This is a genomic window from Serratia sp. NCCP-200 (assembly GCF_059697885.1).
Window position 1 is genome coordinate 146,835 of the sequence record NZ_BAAKUJ010000009.1, and the last position, 18,343, is coordinate 165,177.

The 18,343-nt window shown below is 54.5% G+C and carries 19 protein-coding genes; 6 read left to right on the forward strand and 13 right to left on the reverse strand.

Annotated elements, in window-relative coordinates; translation table 11 throughout:
* Nucleotides 1–28 precede the first annotated feature (28 nt).
* Complete coding sequence (locus tag AC6HVW_RS23160; protein ID WP_497569704.1) at nt 29–535, reverse strand: zinc ribbon domain-containing protein; 507 nt, start codon at nt 533–535, stop codon at nt 29–31.
* A 492-nt stretch (nt 536–1,027) separates the two neighbouring features.
* On the opposite strand from AC6HVW_RS23160, the gene fieF reads away from it, so the two are divergent.
* The 3 genes from fieF (at nt 1,028) to AC6HVW_RS23175 (ending at nt 4,295) form a co-directional block, all read left to right on the forward strand.
* Nucleotides 1,028–1,930 carry a CDF family cation-efflux transporter FieF gene (gene fieF, locus AC6HVW_RS23165; RefSeq protein WP_071683735.1) on the forward strand — a complete coding sequence of 301 codons (903 nt, stop codon included), beginning with the start codon at nt 1,028–1,030 and terminating at the stop codon, nt 1,928–1,930.
* Between the two features lie 233 nt (nt 1,931–2,163).
* Nucleotides 2,164–3,126, forward strand: coding sequence for a 6-phosphofructokinase (pfkA, locus tag AC6HVW_RS23170; protein ID WP_021181876.1), 963 nt, complete (start codon nt 2,164–2,166; stop codon nt 3,124–3,126).
* Nucleotides 3,127–3,305: 179 nt separating this feature from the next.
* Nucleotides 3,306–4,295, forward strand: coding sequence for a sulfate ABC transporter substrate-binding protein (locus AC6HVW_RS23175; RefSeq protein WP_071683734.1), 990 nt, complete (start codon nt 3,306–3,308; stop codon nt 4,293–4,295).
* A gap of 65 nt (nt 4,296–4,360) precedes the next feature.
* Here AC6HVW_RS23175 and tpiA read toward each other — a convergent pair whose 3' ends face one another.
* Nucleotides 4,361–5,128 (reverse strand): triose-phosphate isomerase, encoded by a 768-nt coding sequence (gene tpiA / locus AC6HVW_RS23180; RefSeq protein ID WP_071683733.1) that lies wholly within the window; start codon nt 5,126–5,128, stop codon nt 4,361–4,363.
* Between the two features lie 127 nt (nt 5,129–5,255).
* Entirely contained in the window at nt 5,256–5,843 is a 588-nt protein-coding gene (locus AC6HVW_RS23185; protein ID WP_071683789.1) for a DUF1454 family protein, read from the reverse strand.
* 195 nt (nt 5,844–6,038) lie between these two features.
* Here AC6HVW_RS23185 and AC6HVW_RS23190 point away from each other — a divergent pair, with 195 nt between their 5' ends.
* Entirely contained in the window at nt 6,039–6,458 is a 420-nt protein-coding gene (locus tag AC6HVW_RS23190; protein ID WP_021181880.1) for a DUF805 domain-containing protein, read from the forward strand.
* A 1-nt stretch (nt 6,459) separates the two neighbouring features.
* On the opposite strand, the gene fpr is transcribed toward AC6HVW_RS23190, so the two are convergent.
* Nucleotides 6,460–7,206, reverse strand: coding sequence for a ferredoxin--NADP(+) reductase (gene fpr / locus AC6HVW_RS23195; protein WP_497569705.1), 747 nt, complete (start codon nt 7,204–7,206; stop codon nt 6,460–6,462).
* 4 nt (nt 7,207–7,210) lie between these two features.
* Nucleotides 7,211–7,834, reverse strand: coding sequence for a helix-turn-helix transcriptional regulator (locus AC6HVW_RS23200; protein WP_071683731.1), 624 nt, complete (start codon nt 7,832–7,834; stop codon nt 7,211–7,213).
* Nucleotides 7,835–8,142: 308 nt separating this feature from the next.
* Here AC6HVW_RS23200 and emrD point away from each other — a divergent pair, with 308 nt between their 5' ends.
* Nucleotides 8,143–9,327 carry a multidrug efflux MFS transporter EmrD gene (emrD, locus tag AC6HVW_RS23205; protein ID WP_071683730.1) on the forward strand — a complete coding sequence of 395 codons (1,185 nt, stop codon included), beginning with the start codon at nt 8,143–8,145 and terminating at the stop codon, nt 9,325–9,327.
* A gap of 32 nt (nt 9,328–9,359) precedes the next feature.
* Here the strand turns inward: emrD and glpX are convergent, their stop codons facing one another.
* From glpX to AC6HVW_RS23220, 3 genes are all read right to left on the reverse strand, one after another.
* Nucleotides 9,360–10,370 carry a class II fructose-bisphosphatase gene (gene glpX / locus AC6HVW_RS23210; RefSeq protein WP_497569706.1) on the reverse strand — a complete coding sequence of 337 codons (1,011 nt, stop codon included), beginning with the start codon at nt 10,368–10,370 and terminating at the stop codon, nt 9,360–9,362.
* 121 nt (nt 10,371–10,491) lie between these two features.
* Nucleotides 10,492–12,000, reverse strand: coding sequence for a glycerol kinase GlpK (gene glpK, locus AC6HVW_RS23215; RefSeq protein WP_021181885.1), 1,509 nt, complete (start codon nt 11,998–12,000; stop codon nt 10,492–10,494).
* A 43-nt stretch (nt 12,001–12,043) separates the two neighbouring features.
* Nucleotides 12,044–12,889: an MIP/aquaporin family protein gene (locus AC6HVW_RS23220; RefSeq protein ID WP_059199388.1), complete on the reverse strand. Its 846-nt coding sequence runs from the start codon at nt 12,887–12,889 to the stop codon at nt 12,044–12,046.
* 521 nt (nt 12,890–13,410) lie between these two features.
* Here AC6HVW_RS23220 and zapB point away from each other — a divergent pair.
* Nucleotides 13,411–13,650: a septal ring assembly protein ZapB gene (gene zapB / locus AC6HVW_RS23225; protein WP_021181887.1), complete on the forward strand. Its 240-nt coding sequence runs from the start codon at nt 13,411–13,413 to the stop codon at nt 13,648–13,650.
* A 54-nt stretch (nt 13,651–13,704) separates the two neighbouring features.
* On the opposite strand, the gene rraA is transcribed toward zapB, so the two are convergent.
* From rraA to ftsN, 5 genes are all read right to left on the reverse strand, one after another.
* Nucleotides 13,705–14,190 carry a ribonuclease E activity regulator RraA gene (gene rraA, locus AC6HVW_RS23230; RefSeq protein ID WP_021181888.1) on the reverse strand — a complete coding sequence of 162 codons (486 nt, stop codon included), beginning with the start codon at nt 14,188–14,190 and terminating at the stop codon, nt 13,705–13,707.
* A gap of 104 nt (nt 14,191–14,294) precedes the next feature.
* The gene (locus tag AC6HVW_RS23235; protein ID WP_024482877.1) at nt 14,295–15,212 is read right to left on the reverse strand and encodes a 1,4-dihydroxy-2-naphthoate polyprenyltransferase; all 918 of its coding nucleotides are present in this window, start codon (nt 15,210–15,212) and stop codon (nt 14,295–14,297) included.
* Between the two features lie 97 nt (nt 15,213–15,309).
* Nucleotides 15,310–16,644, reverse strand: coding sequence for an ATP-dependent protease ATPase subunit HslU (gene hslU / locus AC6HVW_RS23240; protein ID WP_024482876.1), 1,335 nt, complete (start codon nt 16,642–16,644; stop codon nt 15,310–15,312).
* A gap of 12 nt (nt 16,645–16,656) precedes the next feature.
* Nucleotides 16,657–17,187, reverse strand: a complete 531-nt coding sequence (gene hslV, locus AC6HVW_RS23245) for an ATP-dependent protease subunit HslV (RefSeq protein WP_024482875.1) — start codon at nt 17,185–17,187, stop codon at nt 16,657–16,659.
* Nucleotides 17,188–17,289: 102 nt separating this feature from the next.
* The gene (gene ftsN, locus AC6HVW_RS23250) at nt 17,290–18,219 is read right to left on the reverse strand and encodes a cell division protein FtsN (protein ID WP_497569707.1); all 930 of its coding nucleotides are present in this window, start codon (nt 18,217–18,219) and stop codon (nt 17,290–17,292) included.
* Nucleotides 18,220–18,343: the final 124 nt, after the last annotated feature.

Below are 18,343 nucleotides of genomic sequence, written 5' to 3' on the forward strand. Positions count from 1 at the left end.
TTTTATATTCAACTACCCGGTAAATCACTTACAAGCGACCTTCTTTAACGGTAACGTCAACTACTGATTTCGATTTCAAATCATAGGTACAGGAATAGATCATGTTAACTTTGGCGTTGAATCCGTTAGTAAATTTAACCTTATCCCCAGTGAAAATCAGTTGCCCCTTTTCCGGTATATTTCGAAAATGAGTAAAGGCCAGTCCGAAAACTCCATCGTTCCATTCAAAATCATACTTGGATGTTTTCTCGATCTGCCTTTTACATGGATATGATGCATCAGCCAGATTCGCTTCAAAGAGGCACTGCCCATCAGTAGCAGCACATTGTTTCGGTGGAGTAGCTTTATCCGTAGCTTCTACAGAATCACCGCTACCGAAGTAAAAATATGCGCCAGTCCCAACGATGATGAGAACAGCAAAGCCAGCTAAAGCATGCCACCATCTCTCACCAGGCTTTTTAACTCCGCAATGTGGACAAACCTTAGCGCGATCAGATACTTCTTTTTTACACTCTTTGCATGTAGTCATTGCCATATGAAAAACTCCATAAATCCCAAGGGTATTTTGTTGCGGTTCAAATACTAGCCATTATGGGAGGTGGGGGAAAGAAAAGTTAAAGCCCCGCAAAGCAGGGCCTTAAATCGAAGCGTAGTCAACTTGTGGACGAAACAAGAGATAAATCCTTTTATCTCAATAGGTTAACAGAGATATTACCTCACCATCCCTGTCTTCCCCCTCATGATGAGGGGGTTTTTTTTCATTTCGATAAAATAAATCCACTTAAAAAACAATGAATTAATTTTTTTCTAAAAGGTTTCGGATTTTTAAAAACCATTGAGTGTGGACACTACGTGGACGCGCCTTCAAACCTGGATACCTTATGAATACTTATCTAGGAGAGCGACATTACTGCACGTTTTGCCAGATTCTTTTGCTTAGCTGACAAGCATCCCGTAATAATGGCGGGACTTTTTTTACCCTCCATTCCGTTATACTGAAGCCCATAAACTTTGGTTGGGGTTTTTTATGGAACAGCAATACGCGCGGCTGGTGCAGTCCGCTGCTTTAGCCGCCACCGGAATGGCTTCCGTTCTACTGTTGATCAAGATCGTTGCCTGGTATCTCACCGGATCGGTCAGCCTGTTGGCGGCTTTGGTGGATTCGTTGGTGGATATTGCCGCATCGTTAACCAACCTGCTGGTGGTGCGCTACTCGTTGCAGCCGGCTGATGAAGAGCACACCTTTGGCCATGGCAAGGCCGAGTCGCTGGCGGCGCTGGCGCAAAGCATGTTTATCTCCGGTTCTGCCCTGTTCCTGTTCTTGACCGGCTTCCAGCATCTGTATTCCCCGCAGCCCCTGAATTCGCCGGGTATTGGGGTAGCTGTAACTATCATTGCGTTGATTAGCACTCTCATCCTGGTGACCTATCAGCGCTGGGTAGTCAGAAAAACGCGCAGCCAGGCGGTACGGGCCGATATGCTGCATTATCAGTCAGATGTGATGATGAATGGTGCTATTTTGATAGCACTTGGGCTAAGCTGGTATGGATTTCACCGTGCGGACGCACTGTTTGCCCTGGGCATTGGGGTTTATATTCTCTATAGCGCGCTGCGTATGGGGTACGAGGCGGTGCAGTCCCTGCTGGATCGCGCCTTGCCGGATGAAGAGCGTCAGGCAATTATCGATGTGGTATCGTCTTGGCCGGGTGTGAAAGGTGCGCACGATCTGCGTACGCGGCAGTCTGGGCCAACGCGGTTTATCCAGTTGCATCTGGAAATGGAAGACACCCTGCCGTTGATGCAGGCGCATATTCTGGCAGAACAGGTGGAGCAGGCATTGTTGCATCGTTTCCCCGGAGCCGACGTGATTATTCACCAAGATCCCTGTTCTGTTGTTCCTCAGGGCCGACAGGGGCATTGGGAACTATAATCAACTGACATAGGTCAATGTTGGGTGGATTGAGAAATCACGGTGTTAGCACGCCGTGCCATGTGAAGTTTTTTCCTTGATGTTGCGTGACCTGAATCAATTCAGCTGGGTGTTTTTGTTATAATATCCAGCAATAAAAGCCGTAAAGCTGGTTTTGCGCCGTTGGAGAGATACCCGGTGAGTCGGCGAATACAGAATTCTTAAGAAATTGCATCTACAGTTCAGAGGTAGTCATGATCAAGAAAATCGGTGTACTGACGAGTGGCGGTGACGCCCCAGGTATGAACGCTGCCATTCGTGGCGTTGTGCGTGCCGCGCTCACAGAAGGTCTGGAAGTATTTGGTATTTACGATGGCTACCTTGGTTTGTACGAAGATCGCATGGAGCAATTAGACCGCTATAGCGTGTCTGACATGATCAATCGCGGCGGCACCTTCCTGGGTTCTGCGCGTTTTCCAGAGTTCAGGGATGACAGCGTGCGCGCCAAGGCGATTGAAAACCTGAAAAACCGCGGCATTGATGCGCTGGTGGTCATCGGTGGTGACGGCTCCTACATGGGGGCGAAGCGCCTGACCGAAGAGGGTTTCCCTTGCATCGGTTTGCCTGGCACCATCGATAACGACGTTGCAGGCACCGACTACACCATCGGTTACTTCACCGCGTTGGAAACCGTGGTGGAAGCCATTGACCGCCTGCGCGATACCTCTTCATCACACCAACGTATCTCTATCGTGGAAGTGATGGGGCGTTACTGTGGCGACCTGACCCTGGCGGCGGCCATTGCCGGTGGTTGTGAATTTATCGTTCTGCCGGAAATCGAATTCAGCCGTGACGATCTGGTTGACGAAATCAAAGCCGGTATCGCCAAAGGTAAAAAGCATGCCATCGTGGCGATCACCGAGCATATCTGTGATATCGACGAACTGGCACGCCACATCGAGCAGGAAACCAAGCGTGAAACCCGTGCTACCGTATTGGGCCACATCCAGCGTGGTGGTTCACCGGTTGCCTACGACCGTATTCTGGCTTCCCGCATGGGCGCGTACTCCATCGACCTGCTGCTGCAAGGTTACGGTGGCCGCTGCGTAGGGATCCAGAACGAGAAGATGGTGCACCACGACATCGTTGACGCGATCGAAAACATGAAGCGTCCGTTCAAGGGTGACTGGTTGGAAACGGCGAAAAAGCTGTACTAATCCAGCTTGAACGCCGCGAAATAGCCTCCTTTGTTGGGGGCTTTTTTTTATCGGTAGCCGCTATATTCCAGAATGGTCTAGTACAACATTTTTTATTCTTTAATTGTGAGGGAAGTTTCTGGCAGGCTTTGATGCTAAATCAACCGCTTGAGGTTGCGTCATTTTCTGGGGGAACGGCAATGCAAAAATGGGGTGTGGGTCTGACTTTACTGCTGTTGGCATCGGGTGCTATGGCGAAAGATATTCAACTGCTGAACGTCTCATACGATCCTACGCGTGAGTTCTACCAGGAATATAACACGGCGTTTGGTAAGTATTGGCAGCAGCAGACCGGCGATAAGGTTACCGTGCGTCAGTCACACGGCGGTTCCGGCAAGCAGGCGACCTCGGTGATTAACGGCATCGAAGCGGATGTGGTCACGCTGGCGTTGGCATACGACGTGGACGCGATTGCCGAGCGTGGTCGTATTGATAAAGCGTGGATCAAGCGCCTGCCAGACAACTCGGCACCTTACACCTCGACCATCGTTTTCCTGGTGCGTAAGGATAATCCAAAACAGATCCATGATTGGGCTGACCTGGTGAAGCCTGGCGTGTCGGTTATTACACCGAACCCGAAAACCTCTGGCGGTGCCCGTTGGAACTATCTGGCTGCCTGGGGTTATGCTCTGCACAAGAACGGTGGCGATAAAGCCAAGGCTCAGGAGTTCGTCAAAGAGCTGTACCGAAATGTGGAAGTGTTGGATTCCGGTGCACGTGGCGCAACCAATACCTTCGTTGAGCGCGGCATCGGTGATGTGCTGATCGCCTGGGAAAACGAAGCCTTGCTGGCAGAGAAAGAGCTGGGGAAAGACAAGTTTGAAATCATCACCCCGAGCGAATCCATTCTGGCTGAACCAACGGTATCGGTGGTGGATAAGGTCGTTGATAAGCGCGGCACCCGTGATGTGGCTACGGCTTACCTGAAGTATCTGTATTCACCGGAAGGCCAGACCATTGCGGCCAACAACTACTACCGTCCACGTGATACAGCCGTTGCAGCCAAATTCGCCGAGCAGTTTCCAAAACTGAAGCTGTTCACCGTGGATGATACTTTTGGCGGCTGGACTGAAGCGCAGAAGGTGCACTTTGCCACCGGCGGGATTTTTGACGAAATCAGCAAGCGCTGATCGCTAATTTTTGGCCATAAAAAACCCCGGAAAACCGGGGTTTTGTTATTTCAGGCCGGATGAAATCAGGCTTTTTTCGCTTGGGCAGCGGCTTTGACGATCACGGCGAAAGCGTCAGCTTTCAGTGATGCGCCGCCAACCAGCGCGCCGTCGATGTCTGGCTGAGCAAACAGCTCTGCGGCGTTCTTATCGTTCACGGAACCGCCGTACTGGATGATCACTTCGGCTGCTACCGCAGCATCTTGCTTGGCGATATGGTCACGGATAAATTTGTGCACTGCCTGAGCTTGCGCTGGGGTGGCAGATTTACCGGTACCGATAGCCCACACTGGCTCATAAGCGATGACGGTGCCTTTGAACGCTTCAGCGCCCTGGGTTTTCAGCACGGCGTCGATCTGGCGCGCACAAACTTCTTCGGTTTTACCCGCTTCGTTTTCTGCTTCGGTCTCACCGATGCACAGCACTGGGATCAGGCCAGCGGCTTTCAGCACGGCAAATTTCTCTGCGATCGCTGCGTCGGTTTCTTTGTGATAGGTACGGCGCTCTGAGTGGCCGATGATGATGTATTCAGCACCTACGTCTTTGAGCATGGTGGCAGAAACTTCACCGGTGAAGGCGCCAGACAGGTTGATGTCGACGTTCTGTGCGCCCAGAGCGATGCGGCTGCCACCCAGTGCGTGCTTGGCCAGATCCAGATACATGACTGGAGGTGCGATGGCAACGCCACAACCGTCAACGCTGCTCAGTTCTTTACGCAAGGCGGCGATCAGTTCGTTAACCATGTGAACGCTGCCGTTAAGCTTCCAGTTACCCATTACTAATGGATGACGCATGTGTTTTCCTCCAAAAAGGGGATGCGAGAGTCTAAATGACAACTGCCGGACAGGCAGTTTACCTGCCCAACAGTATAGAGATGAATCAGTGCAAAGGCTTTGCTTTTTGTCATTAATTGCTGGGGTATCAGGGTTCAGATAGCGTTAGCTTAATCGGTTCAACGGCGAAGGTTACCCCCTTATCGCCGTTATCTGCCACCACATAGCGTATTGCCCCGAGCTGTTGCTGGTAGAAGTAGGAGCCTTTGCCTTTTTCCAGCAGGTTGTTCACCTTGATGATGCTTTCTTCGACGGTGAGTGCCGGTTCAAACTGGCGGCTCAGGGCCGCCATGTAGTTCACCGCGATGGCTTTGGCCGCTTTTTCTTCGCCATCCTGCAACAGCAAATGGGTAATTTGCATGGTTTTAATCTTACCGGTGCCCTTTTCCAGCGCGGTAGAGGCGTACAGGTTTTCGTTAATTTTGCTGGCTGCGCGGGTCAGCAAAGGAGAGTCATCCTCTCTGGAGGGGACGACGCGGAACTCACCAATCGGCAATGTTGGGTTGTCGCGGTTGTACTTTTCGCGAAATTGCACCACCGTCAGATCGAAGGTGGGCGCGCCAGCCAGCAAGTAAGGGGCGTTCGCCGGGGCTTCGGTAGGCGTATCCGGAGGATCGGCCCAAGCACTGCCGATGGGGGAGCACAGGCTGGCTATAACGATGATTTTTTTCAGCATGGTATACGGCATCGGTAACAATGATGACTCCGATTAAAACGATAACCCGGGGGAATTGTCAAAAATTCCGCGTGATTGTCGTTTGCTGACTCAAGGCGGTGCGATGGTCTGCGTTTTTCCGGGGCTAGCTCAACCCGGTATAGCCTATGTTACACTGCGGCGCAGAATATGGGCAGGCCAAGAGTGCATGAATCGATGAGCTTACAGCAATGGTGTTTTTCCTTTAAGGGCCGTATCGGGCGGCGCGACTTCTGGATCTGGATGGCTGTCTGGGTAGTGCTGATGGCGGTGGCTTTCACGCTGGCCAACTACGATGTGGTAGCGATCCAGACCATCGCCTTTTGCATTGTGGCGCTGCTGTGGCCAACGGCGGCGGTGCTCGTCAAGCGCCTGCACGATCGGAATAAAAAGGGCTGGTGGGCGTTGCTGTTGATCCTTGCGTGGATATTGGCAGCCGGTAACTGGCAGATGTTGGCGCCGGTCTGGCAGTGGGGCGTGGGGCGTTTTATTCCGACGTTGATTGTGGTGATGATGGCGATCGACCTGGGGGCTTTTCTTGGCACCCCTGGGGATAACCGATTCGGCCCAGAGGCCGAACCGGTAAAATTCCGCTGAACTACCAGTAATGCTCGCTGGTGATATGGCCCGGCTTGCGGCGCAGATGTTTGCGCATCTGGTACTTCTCTTTCAGCATTTGCTGGGTATCTCGCACCATCTGCGGGTTGCCGCACAGCATCACATGGCTGGTTTCGGCATCCAGGGTCAAACCGACCGCCGCTTCCAGCCGTCCGTCCTCCAGCAGAGCCGGAACGCGCCCGGTCAATGAGCCAGCCACCTCTTCGCGGCTGACCACGGTTTGAATGCGTAGTTTGCCGTTAAAACGCTGTTGCAGTTGCTGCATCAGCGGCAGGTAGCTGAGATCGCGGGCAAATCGTGCGGCGTGCACCAGCACCAGGTTGTTGAAGCGATCCAGATCTTTGCCTTCTTGCAGGATCGACAGATAAGGGCCGATGGCGGTGCCGGTCGCCAGCATCCATAAGGTGTCGCAGTCTGGCACTTCTTCGAGCACAAAGAATCCGGCGGCTTCTTTGGTGACCATCACCTCCGCTCCGGGCTGCAACTGATGGAGGCTTGGGCTGAGTTTTCCTTCTGGCACTGTGACCAGATAAAACTCCAGGTTAGGATCGCTGGGGGCATTAACGTAAGAATAGGCGCGCTGAACGCGCTCGCCGTCTATTTCCAGTGACAGCTTGGCAAACTGCCCGGCGGTGAAACTGTCGATCGGGGCATTGACGGTGATGCTGAACAAGCCATCGGTCCAATGTTGTACCCCTGTCACTTTGCCATTAACCCATTCAGCCATACTTTTAACGCTCCCGTGGTCGGATCAAATAAGCACAATGTCGTGAGCCGGAGATGGCATGCGCGGTACGTTCTATCCGATAGCTTTTACCAAACAGGCGATGGAACAGTTGCAGCTCGGAGTTGCACAAGTTGCTGCAAGTATGGGCCGCCACGCCGATCGGACAGTGGTTTTCCACCAGCAACATCCCCTGCGGGCTTTCCAACAGTTCCGCCATGTAGCCGTCACGCTGGCGCAGGTTAACCAGGCGGTTGAGCTTGCTGAGATGGTCTTCTTCCTCTGCCAGCTCATCGGCGTACCGGTGATAGAGTTTATCCTCGCGAGCACGGATCAGCTTTTCTATGCCTTCGGCACCGAACAGCTCATGTGCCGACTCCAGCAAGATAGCCGAAAGCCGATCGTGTCCGTCGGCAAACTGGGCATGGCCCTGTTGGGTCAAAGACCAGTAACGCGTCGGGCGGCCTACTTTGGCGCGCGTTTCCTCGTAGCAAACCAGCTCACGTTGTTCAAGGGATTGCAGATGCTGCCGGATCCCCATCGGCGTGATTTCCAGCCGCTCTGCCAGCATTTTGGCAGAATGAGGACCCAAGGTTTTTAACTGCAATAAAATCAGCTCTGGTGTTTTCATAAAACCCAAATCCCTGTGGCGGTATCTTATTTCAAGTTGATGGAAATAATTATCGATTAAGTGTTAAAGCTAATCTGATGCAAGTTTATCATTTTTAACTCTTTCCCGTTATGACAACAGATACGTACAGTTTGATTTACGAGACTGGTAGCGATAGGTGCCAGTGTGACGGCGATCTATATTTGCCCGAAACTCGCTAAAAAAATCAGATTTGTTAGCTTATGCGTCGCTGAGAAGCTGCTCTGTGGTTCCCCCTGGGGTATTGGGCGGGGTTGAGTGTCGCAATACTGAATAAGTTAATGAAGATAATGAGAAAAGTTGAGAACTTCCACCTGCTGGTGATGCTGATCCTGCTGGTTGCCGTCGGTCAGATGGCACAAACCATTTATGTACCAATTATCGCCGATATTGCCCGCGATCTCTCGGTGCCCTCCGGCTCCGTGCAGCGCGTTATGGCGGCTTATCTGTTGACCTACGGCTTCTCGCAATTGATTTACGGGCCGCTTTCCGATCGCATTGGCCGCCGCCCGGTGATCCTGGCTGGCATGATGATTTTCCTGCTCGGTGCCTTGGGCGCTTTGCTGGCCAACAGCCTATCGATGTTGGTGGCTGCCAGCGCGGTTCAAGGGATGGGCACTGGCGTGGCGGGCGTGATGGCCAGAACCATGCCGCGCGATCTGTATGCGGGGACGTCCCTGCGATATGCCAATAGCCTGCTGAATATGGGCATTCTTGTCAGCCCGCTGTTGGCTCCGGTGATTGGTGGGGGATTGGCGATGATGTTTGGCTGGCGGGCTTGTTATGGCTTCCTGCTGGTGCTGTGCGCCGGTGTAGCGTTTGCCATGTTCCGCTGGTTGCCGGAAACCCGGCCGCAGCAGACGGAAAAACGCCCCATGTTCTCCAGCTTCCGCCAACTGCTGGCGGACGGCACTTTCAGCTGCTATCTGGTGATGTTGATCGGCGCTCTGGCCGGGATTGCCGTTTTTGAAGCCAGCTGTGGCGTGTTGATGGGCGGGGTGTTGGGCCTGAGCGGTTTGACCGTCAGTATCCTGTTTATTCTGCCGATCCCGGCGGCGTTCTTTGGTGCCTGGTATGCCGGGCGTGACGGAAAAACCTTCCACAGCCTGATGTGGCATTCGGTGATCAGCTGCCTGTTGGCCGGGCTGATGATGTGGATCCCTGGCTGGTTCGGGGTGATGAATATCTGGACGCTGATCGTGCCTGCGGCGTTGTTCTTCTTCGGTGCCGGGATGCTATTCCCCTTGGCGACCACAGGTGCGATGGAGCCGTTCCCTTATCTGGCCGGGGCGGCGGGTGCCCTGGTAGGCGGGATGCAGAATATGGGGTCTGGACTGGCGACATGGTTGTCAGCCATGCTGCCGCAAACCGGGCAGTTCAGCCTTGGCTTGCTGATGTTTGCCATGGCGTTGCTGATTTTGCTGTGTTGGTGGCCGCTATCGAGCCGTATGCAGCATCAGGGACATACCGCCTGATAGAAACGGGGCGCGCTCTGCGCCCCTAAGCGTTAAAGCAGGAATTCGTGCAGTGCTGCGTCTTTGCGATCCAGATAGTGGGTCGAACGGATGCGGCGAATCGTGCGCGATTTGCCCCGGATTAACAGGGTTTCGGTGGTGGCCATATTGCCTTTGCGGCTGATGCCCTCCAGCAGATCGCCCTTGGTGATGCCGGTTGCGGCAAAGATCACGTTATCGTTGCGCGCCATTTCATCCAGCACCAACACCTTACCGGCTTCGATGCCCATTTCTTTACAGCGGGCCAGCTCCTGCTCGCCAATACGGTGATTATCTTCGTTATCCCCTTTGACCTGATGACGAGCCAGCAGGCGGGCTTGCATATCGCCATCCAACGCACGGATCACCGCAGCGGAAATCACGCCTTCCGGTGCGCCACCGATTCCGTACATCACATCCACTTCGCTTTCCGGCATACAGGTCAGGATGGATGCGGCGACATCACCGTCGGGAATAGCGAAAACCCTCACCCCGAGCCGCTGCATTTCTGCGATCACCGCATCGTGGCGCGGTTTAGCCAACGTGATCACTGTCAGCTCCGTCAGTGGTTTGCCCAGGCAGGCAGCGATGTTGTTCAGGTTGGTGGCTAGCGGCAAGTTGAGATCGATCACCCCACGCGCCTGTGGGCCGACGACCAGTTTTTCCATGTACATATCAGGAGCGTGCAGGAAGGTGCCGCGATCGCCTACCGCCAGGACAGCCAGCGCATTGGATTGGCCCATTGCGGTCATGCGCGTACCTTCGATGGGATCGACGGCGATATCCACCGCGTCGCCCAGCCCGGTGCCGACGTTTTCGCCGATATACAGCATCGGGGCTTCATCAATCTCACCTTCACCGATCACGATCCGGCCATCGATATCCACTCTGTTGAGCATAATGCGCATGGCATTGACGGCGGCACCGTCGGCGGCGTTTTTGTCACCACGCCCCAACCATTTATAACCCGCAAGTGCGGCGGCTTCGGTAACGCGGGAAAATTCGATGGCTAATTCACGTTTCATGGCAAACCTGTCAGTGAGAAAAGGGAAGAAAATATCGGCAAAGTTTACCACAGGGGGGAGGCGGCAGGGCGAGGCAAAAAAAACGCTGCCCGAAGGCAGCGCTGTTGCAGGGTAAAACGAATCAGTCGTGATCTTCCCAGGCTTGCGCACGAGCCACGGCCTTTTTCCAGCCGCTGTAACGGAAATTACGCTCGGTAGTTTCGATACCCGGACGGAATTCACGCTCAATGTTGGCTTTGCTCTTCACTTCATCCAGATCGCTCCAGTAGCCAATCGCCAGCCCGGCCAGATAGGCCGCGCCCAACGCCGTCACTTCACGCACCTCAGGACGCTCAACACGGGTGCCGAGGATATCGGACTGGAACTGCATCAGGAAGTTGTTGGCTACCGCACCACCGTCCACACGCAGCGATTGCAGACGGGTATTGGCATCGGCCTGCATAGCATCCAGCACGTCGCGGGTCTGGTAGGCGATAGACTCCAGCGTGGCGCGGATGATGTGGTTGCTGTTGACGCCGCGGGTCAGGCCGAAGATGGCGCCACGGGCATACGGGTCCCAGTAGGGGGCACCCAGGCCAGTAAAGGCGGGCACTACGTAGACGCCATTGCTGTCTTTGACCTTGGTGGCGAAGTATTCGGAGTCGGCGGCATCGCTGATCAGTTTCAGCTCGTCGCGCAGCCACTGGATAGAGGCCCCACCAATAAACACCGCACCTTCCAGCGCATAGTTCACTTCCCCGCGTGGGCCGCAGGCGATGGTAGTCAGCAGGCCGTGGCTGGAGCGTACTGCCTCTTTGCCAGTATTCATCAACAGGAAGCAGCCGGTGCCGTAGGTGTTTTTCGCCATCCCCGGCTGAACGCAGAGTTGGCCATACAGCGCCGCCTGCTGGTCACCGGCGATCCCGGCGATAGGAATACGCGTCCCGCCTTTACCCCCGATGTTGGTCTGGCCATACACTTCGGAAGAAGGGCGGACTGCTGGCAGCATGGCGCGTGGGATGTCCAGCGCTTCCAGCATACGATCGTCCCAGTCCAGCTCATGGATGTTGAACATCATGGTACGCGAGGCGTTGGTGTAGTCGGTCACGTGAACCCGCCCTTGGGTCATCTTCCACACCAGCCAGGTGTCGACGGTACCAAACAGCAGTTCACCGCGCTTGGCACGTTCGCGCGCGCCTTCGACGTGGTCGAGGATCCATTTGACCTTGGTGCCCGAGAAGTAAGGGTCAACCACCAGGCCGGTATTGTGGCGGATATACTCTTCCAGGCCATCACGCTTGAGTTTTTCACAGATGTCGGCGGTGCGACGGCACTGCCAGACGATCGCGTTATAAATCGGCTTCCCGGTCTCTTTTTCCCAGACGATGGTGGTTTCACGCTGGTTGGTAATGCCGATCCCGGCGATTTGGTCAGAACTGATATCGGCCTTGGCCAGCACTTCGACCAAGGTGGAACTTTGTGAGGACCAGATTTCCATCGGGTCGTGCTCTACCCAGCCGGCCTTCGGGTAGATCTGCGTAAATTCACGCTGTGAAACCGCAACAATATTGGCATCGTGATCGAGCACTACGGCACGTGAACTGGTGGTTCCCTGGTCGAGGGCGACAATGTATTTTTTTTCGGTTGTCATAATTTTGAGTCCTACTGTGGTTAACCGTTTAAAGCCGTGCCAATCACGCTTTACGTTGTTCTGGTTTAGGGGCGGGTTGCTCTTCCTCGAAGCAAACGTCACAAGGCAGATGGCGACCGATCAGCGCGCGATAACCAAAGGCGCCCAAACCTGCACCGACGATAGGGCCGAAGATAGGCACCAGGAAATAAGGGATGTCGCGAGCGCCGGTGAAGGCCACGTTGCCCCAGCCTGCCAGATAGGCGAACACTTTCGGGCCAAAGTCACGCGCCGGGTTCAGTGCAAAGCCGGTTAATGGTCCCATAGAGGCACCGATAACGGCAATCAGAATACCGATCAACAGCGGTGCCAGCGGGCCGCGTGGAATGCCGTTGCCGTCGTCTGTCAGTGCCAGGATCAGGCACATCAGGATGGCGGTGATCACGGTTTCTACCAGGAAGGCCTGGCCGACGGAGATATGTGCGTTGGGATACGTCGAGAAAATGCCGGCCAATTCGAGGCTTTCGTTGCTGCCACGCACCATCTGGTGGGCGGCTTCAAAATCGAAGAACAGGCTGTAATACAGCCCGTAGACCAGTGCTGCCGCGCAAAAGGCCCCCGCAATCTGCGCAACGATGTAAGGGAGTACTTTGCGTCCATCAAAGCAGGCGAACAGCCACAGCGCGAGCGTGACGGCCGGGTTCAGGTGAGCACCGGAAATGGCGGCGGTCAGATAGATGGCCATCGCCACCCCCAGGCCCCAAATGATGCTGATTTCCCATTGGCCGAAGCTGGCACCTGCCAGTTTCAGCGCTGCAACACAGCCTACACCAAAGAAAATCAACAGACCGGTGCCGAGGAATTCAGCGATGCACTGGCCTTTTAAGGTCGGACTGATGGTTTGGCTCATAATATTATTGTCCTGCAGACGACGGTTATAGGTTATCTAGGCTTGGCGCGTTGGCGTTTTGGCCTTGAGCTACAGAGTTTTTCTTCACGTCCTCTTATCGGTTGAGGATGTGATGTAAATTTATCGTTAACGAGCATAAACGAGAAATAGCGAAATCAAAATGTGTGTACTTCGTCATAAAATTGAGCGAATTCGCGTTGTTCGGTGTTCTTTCTGCGCCATAAAACGGTGATCTGACCAGTTATTTTGTCTCTATTTGTTAACAACCCTGCCGTTTGGCAGCGGTGACTTTCAGCTTTGACCGATAGCCAGGGTAGGAAAATTGCAACAGAGTGCGCGTTGGGTCGGTATGTTGCTAGACACTGGGGGGCTGGCTACTTACAATCGTTTTTATTGCGGGAAAGGTTTTATCGAAACAGGCGCTGGGCCTGTTGGTTACGCGAGCATATTCGCAGTCGCTGCAGCTAAGGTTGCGGCGCTACTTATGGATGTACGCCTTGCTATCATGAGGGGACTGAAGAATGTCATTTGAAGTATTTGAAAAACTGGAAGCAAAAGTTCAGCAGGCGATCGATACCATCACGCTGTTGCAGATGGAAATTGAAGAGCTGAAAGAGAAAAACAATTCCCTGTCTCAGGAAGTTCAGAGCGCTGCGGGTAACCACGAGTCACTGGTGCGTGAAAACCAGCAGCTGAAAGAAGAGCAGCACGTGTGGCAAGATCGCCTGCGCGCATTGCTGGGTAAAATGGAAGAAGTCTGATCCATTAGCACCAACGAAAAGGGCGCCTCAGGCGCCCTTTGTCATTTTCTGCGGTTACTCGATATCGAGCGGATCTTCAGAAAGGATGATGCCGGTGTTGTCGGCATACAGATGATCGCCAGAGAAGAAGGTCACACCGCCAAAATTCACGCGGATATCACTTTCGCCTATCGCTTCGCTGGTGGCACCTACCGGGATCGCTGCCATCGCCTGAATGCCGATGTCCAGTTCTTCCAGATCGTCCACCTGGCGCACCGCACCGTAAACCACGATGCCTTCCCATTCGTTCTGAGTCGCCAGACGGGCCAGCTCCGCGTCGATCAGGGCACGGCGTACAGAGCCGCCGCCGTCGATCACTAACACGCGGCCACGGCCGTTTTCTTCGAGCAGTTCAAACAGCAGGCCGTTATCCTCGAAGCATTTCACCGTAGTGATTTGCCCGCCAAATGAAGTACGCCCGCCAAAGTTGGAGAACAGAGGCTCAACTACGTTGACCTCTTCCTGATAGATATCGCAAAGTTCGGAAGTATCGTATTTCATAGGATTTTACGTCTGTTTGCCGCTGGAATAACCAGTATATCCCTTTATTCGCCCCGTTGGCAAAATCATCAGTGCCAGGATGCGTTCTGGTACGCAAGTCTCAGCTAACTGAGCACCACGCCAATCGCAAACAGCACGTTGGCGAGCAAGGCGGCCTTGACCATATGTTCCAGCATCGGACGCATACCGACGGCCGTAGGGTCACGTAAGACACGCATACCGTGGCGATACAGAAACGGGATTGCCAGCACAAACAGCCAGCCCCATAGGCTGTGCAGGTTAAGCAGGGTAAACAGGGCAAAGCAGACCACGGCGGCAATCAGCAGCGTTGCGTGGTAATAGCGCGCATTCTGTGGGCCAAGGCGGACGGCCAGGGTATTTTTGCCGTTAGCGCGGTCACTTTCGATATCGCGCAGATTATTGATGTTCAACACCGCCGCTGCGAGCAGACCACAGGCGGTGGCTGGCAACATCACGACGCTATCGAAAGTGTGAGTCTGTAGATAGTAAGTGCCTGCCACGCTGAGCCAGCCGAAAAATACCAATACCGAAATATCGCCCAGTCCCAGATAACCGTAAGGTTTGGTGCCAACGGTGTAGGTAATGGCTGCGATAATCGCTAGCCCGCCCAGCACCAGGAAGCCCACCACATCGCTGGGTTTTTCACAGGCGACGGCGATTAGCCAGCAACCGGAAATGGCGATCAGCACTACTGTCAGCATCAAGGCCCGTTTCATCTGGCTTTGGGTGATCATGCCCTTTTGCATGCCGCGCAACGGACCGATACGGTCTTCTTTATCGCTGCCTTTTACCGCATCACCGTAATCGTTGGCCAGGTTGGAGAGGATCTGCAGCAGACCTGCGGTCAGCAGAGCCAACAGCGCCACGCCGGGCTTCAGGCTGCCCTGCCAGGCGGCGATCGCGGAACCGACAACGATGGAGGCAAAGGCCAATGGCAGGGTTCGTGGTCGTAAACTTTCCAGCCAGGCTCTGGCCGGGGTGGTGGTGGTTGATGAGCTCATATTTCGCTTCAGTAAGTCAAAAGACGGTGTCCGTTAAAAATAAATGTGGGAGGCAATGCCTCCCACAAAGATAACTGACAGGACAGTGATAGAGCGATTATAGGATAAAACGACTCAGATCTTCATCCGCTACCAGTTCATCCAGATGATTGCGCACGTATTCGGCGTCAATTGTAATGGATTGGCCGCCAATTTCACTCGCATCGTACGAAATATCTTCCATCAGACGCTCCAGCACGGTGTGCAAACGACGTGCGCCGATGTTTTCGGTGCTTTCGTTAACCTGCCAGGCGGCTTCAGCGATGCGGCGGATACCGTCAGCGGTGAAATCGATGGTGACGCCTTCGGTGGCCATCAACGCTTTGTACTGCTCGGTAAGCGACGCGCTTGGCTCGGTCAGGATACGTTCAAAATCTTCCGTGGTCAGCGCTTGCAGCTCAACGCGGATTGGCAGACGGCCTTGCAGTTCCGGGATCAGGTCGGAAGGGCTGGCGGTCTGGAACGCGCCGGAGGCGATAAACAGAATGTGATCGGTTTTCACCATGCCGTGCTTGGTTGATACCGTACAGCCTTCCACCAACGGTAGCAGGTCGCGCTGGACGCCCTCGCGGGACACGTCCGGGCCGGAGCTCTGGCCACTGCGCTTACAGATTTTGTCGATCTCATCGATAAACACGATACCGTGCTGCTCAACGGCTTCCACCGCCTGCTCTTTCAGCTCTTCCGGGTTTACCAGCTTGGCCGCTTCTTCTTCGATCAGCAGCTTGAAGGCTTCCTTGATCTTCACTTTACGCGGTTTCTGCTTCTGCCCACCGAGGTTCTGGAACATCGATTGCAGCTGGTTGGTCATCTCTTCCATACCCGGAGGAGCCATGATTTCCACGCCCATCGGGGCCGAAGCCAGATCGATTTCGATTTCTTTATCGTCCAGCTGACCTTCACGCAGTTTCTTGCGGAATGCCTGGCGAGCGGCAGAGGGTTCATTCTGCTCTTCGGCCTGGCCCCAGTTGTTTTTGGCCGGCGGGATCAGCACGTCGAGAATGCGTTCTTCTGCCATCTCTTCCGCACGGGTGCGGTTTTTCTCGATCGATTGCAGACGCACCATTTTCACGGCAGCATCGGTCAGATCGCGGATGATAGAGTCCACTTCCTTACCCACATAGCCCACTTCGGTGAACTTGGTGGCTTCTACCTTGATGAAGGGTGCGTTGGCCAGTTTAGCCAGACGACGGGCAATCTCGGTTTTACCGACGCCAGTTGGGCCGATCATCAGAATATTTTTTGGGGTCACTTCGTGACGCAGCATCTCGTTGAGCTGCATCCGGCGCCAGCGGTTGCGCAGGGCAATGGCGACGGCACGTTTGGCTTTGTTTTGGCCAATGATGTAGCTGTCCAGTTCGCTGACGATCTCGCGCGGGGTCATTTCAGACATGGTATTCGATCCTTACGCTTTGGAAGGCAATTCTTCAATGGTGTGACAATGGTTGGTGTAAATACAGATGTCGCCAGCGATGGTCAGGGATTTCTCCACGATTTCGCGGGCGCTCATTTCGGTATTTTCCAACAGCGCGCGTGCGGCCGACTGGGCATAAGGGCCACCGGAGCCGATCGCAATCAAATCATTTTCTGGCTGGATCACGTCACCGTTACCGGTGATGATCAGCGAGGCATTCTCATCGGCTACCGCCAGCAGGGCTTCCAGCTTGCGCAGCATGCGGTCGGTACGCCAGTCTTTTGCCAGCTCAACGGCCGCTTTTACCAGATGGCCCTGGTGCATCTCCAGCTTGCGCTCGAACAGTTCGAACAGGGTGAAAGCATCAGCGGTACCCCCGGCGAAACCGGCAATCACTTTGTCGTTATACAGGCGACGGACTTTTTTGACGTTGCCCTTCATTACCGTGTTGCCCAGTGTGGCCTGGCCATCGCCACCGATCACTACCTGGCCGTTGCGGCGTACGCTTACAATTGTTGTCACGAGCAGACCCTCGTTGCGGACGGAAAGAAGTCCCCGCAGCCTCTGCGTTGGCAGAGACTACGAGGCATATTGAGACTATAGATGGGGGGAGATTGACGCTTTTCAACCCCCGACGGAGAGGGGAATGCAACTTGACATGCCAATGCCTTTCAGGCGTGACAGGGTTTTGTCTGCGGCGGCGCGGCTGCTGTATGGGCCGAGCATCACACGATTCCAGCCACCGCCTGCGGTGACCCGGCTTTCAACCCCTTCAAACGCCAGCTGTGCCCGTACCGACTCGGCCTGATCGGCTGTGCGGAACGAACCACATTGCACCATCCACTTCTGCTTCGACTCCGGTTTGGTTTCCGGCTTGGCCGCTTCCGTTTTTACTTCTTGTTTCACTTCTGGCTGACGGGTCTGCACTGGCGGAGTCACGGCCTGTGGTTTTGGTTGCTGTACCTGCGGCTTCGGCTGTTGTACCGGTTGCTGCTGCGCAGGTGCTGCGCCGTTGTTGAACGGGTTGCGAGGCTGAGTGGTCTGCTGTTGCTGTACCGGTGGCGCTATCTGCTGCTGTACCGGCTGTTGTACCTGTTGTGGCCGCCCACCGTTACGCAGCTGTGAAGGATCGTTGTAAGGCACCTCAGACAGTTGCGTTGGGCGCTGCTGCATATCGGCCTGCATCTGCTCCAGCAATTGGCGCTGTTCGTCGGTCAACTGCGTTTTGGAGTTGACCTCTCCCCCGGCGGTTGGCTCGGTAGGTGTCTTGACGCCGATCTGGCGGTTCTCCAGTTCTTTGATGTAACGCCAACGCTCTTCCGGCTTCGGTGGCAGACCGTTGCCCGGGCGTGTGCCATGCGTAGGCAACATCGGCGTTTCATCCGGTTTGTTGTGGGTAATGAAATAAAGACCACCGATAAAGACAACCAGAATGGCGACGGCAAGCGCCACCACGGTTTTGGATACCTTTGGAGAACTGCGTTTTTTACGGCTGGGGGTCTTGCGCCGCGCTGCTCCTGAGCGCCCGCGGCCTACATAGTCTCTCTGTGCCACTATAATTCCGCTGTGTCGTGATGAGGTTAAAACCTATCCTCTAGCTATTTTATCGGCCATTTTGCCTCAGCTTACTGCCCTGTAGGTGTAGGCAGGCTCCGGGGAGCGGTTCTGGCAAAATGAC

Bases quoted from the DNA above. Each gene is read 5' to 3' on its own strand.
- AC6HVW_RS23200 (WP_071683731.1), bottom strand. From the start codon at position 7,834: ATGAAAACACCAGAGCTGATTTTATTGCAGTTAAAAACCTTGGGTCCT.
- pfkA (WP_021181876.1), top strand. From the start codon at position 2,164: ATGATCAAGAAAATCGGTGTACTGACGAGTGGCGGTGACGCCCCAGGT.
- zapB (WP_021181887.1), top strand. From the start codon at position 13,411: ATGTCATTTGAAGTATTTGAAAAACTGGAAGCAAAAGTTCAGCAGGCG.
- AC6HVW_RS23190 (WP_021181880.1), top strand. From the start codon at position 6,039: ATGAGCTTACAGCAATGGTGTTTTTCCTTTAAGGGCCGTATCGGGCGG.
- fpr (WP_497569705.1), bottom strand. From the start codon at position 7,206: ATGGCTGAATGGGTTAATGGCAAAGTGACAGGGGTACAACATTGGACC.
- hslU (WP_024482876.1), bottom strand. From the start codon at position 16,644: ATGTCTGAAATGACCCCGCGCGAGATCGTCAGCGAACTGGACAGCTAC.
- AC6HVW_RS23185 (WP_071683789.1), bottom strand. From the start codon at position 5,843: ATGCTGAAAAAAATCATCGTTATAGCCAGCCTGTGCTCCCCCATCGGC.
- glpK (WP_021181885.1), bottom strand. From the start codon at position 12,000: ATGACAACCGAAAAAAAATACATTGTCGCCCTCGACCAGGGAACCACC.
- rraA (WP_021181888.1), bottom strand. From the start codon at position 14,190: ATGAAATACGATACTTCCGAACTTTGCGATATCTATCAGGAAGAGGTC.
- tpiA (WP_071683733.1), bottom strand. From the start codon at position 5,128: ATGCGTCATCCATTAGTAATGGGTAACTGGAAGCTTAACGGCAGCGTT.
- fieF (WP_071683735.1), top strand. From the start codon at position 1,028: ATGGAACAGCAATACGCGCGGCTGGTGCAGTCCGCTGCTTTAGCCGCC.
- AC6HVW_RS23235 (WP_024482877.1), bottom strand. From the start codon at position 15,212: ATGAGCTCATCAACCACCACCACCCCGGCCAGAGCCTGGCTGGAAAGT.
- AC6HVW_RS23175 (WP_071683734.1), top strand. From the start codon at position 3,306: ATGCAAAAATGGGGTGTGGGTCTGACTTTACTGCTGTTGGCATCGGGT.
- AC6HVW_RS23160 (WP_497569704.1), bottom strand. From the start codon at position 535: ATGGCAATGACTACATGCAAAGAGTGTAAAAAAGAAGTATCTGATCGC.
- AC6HVW_RS23220 (WP_059199388.1), bottom strand. From the start codon at position 12,889: ATGAGCCAAACCATCAGTCCGACCTTAAAAGGCCAGTGCATCGCTGAA.
- emrD (WP_071683730.1), top strand. From the start codon at position 8,143: ATGAGAAAAGTTGAGAACTTCCACCTGCTGGTGATGCTGATCCTGCTG.
- glpX (WP_497569706.1), bottom strand. From the start codon at position 10,370: ATGAAACGTGAATTAGCCATCGAATTTTCCCGCGTTACCGAAGCCGCC.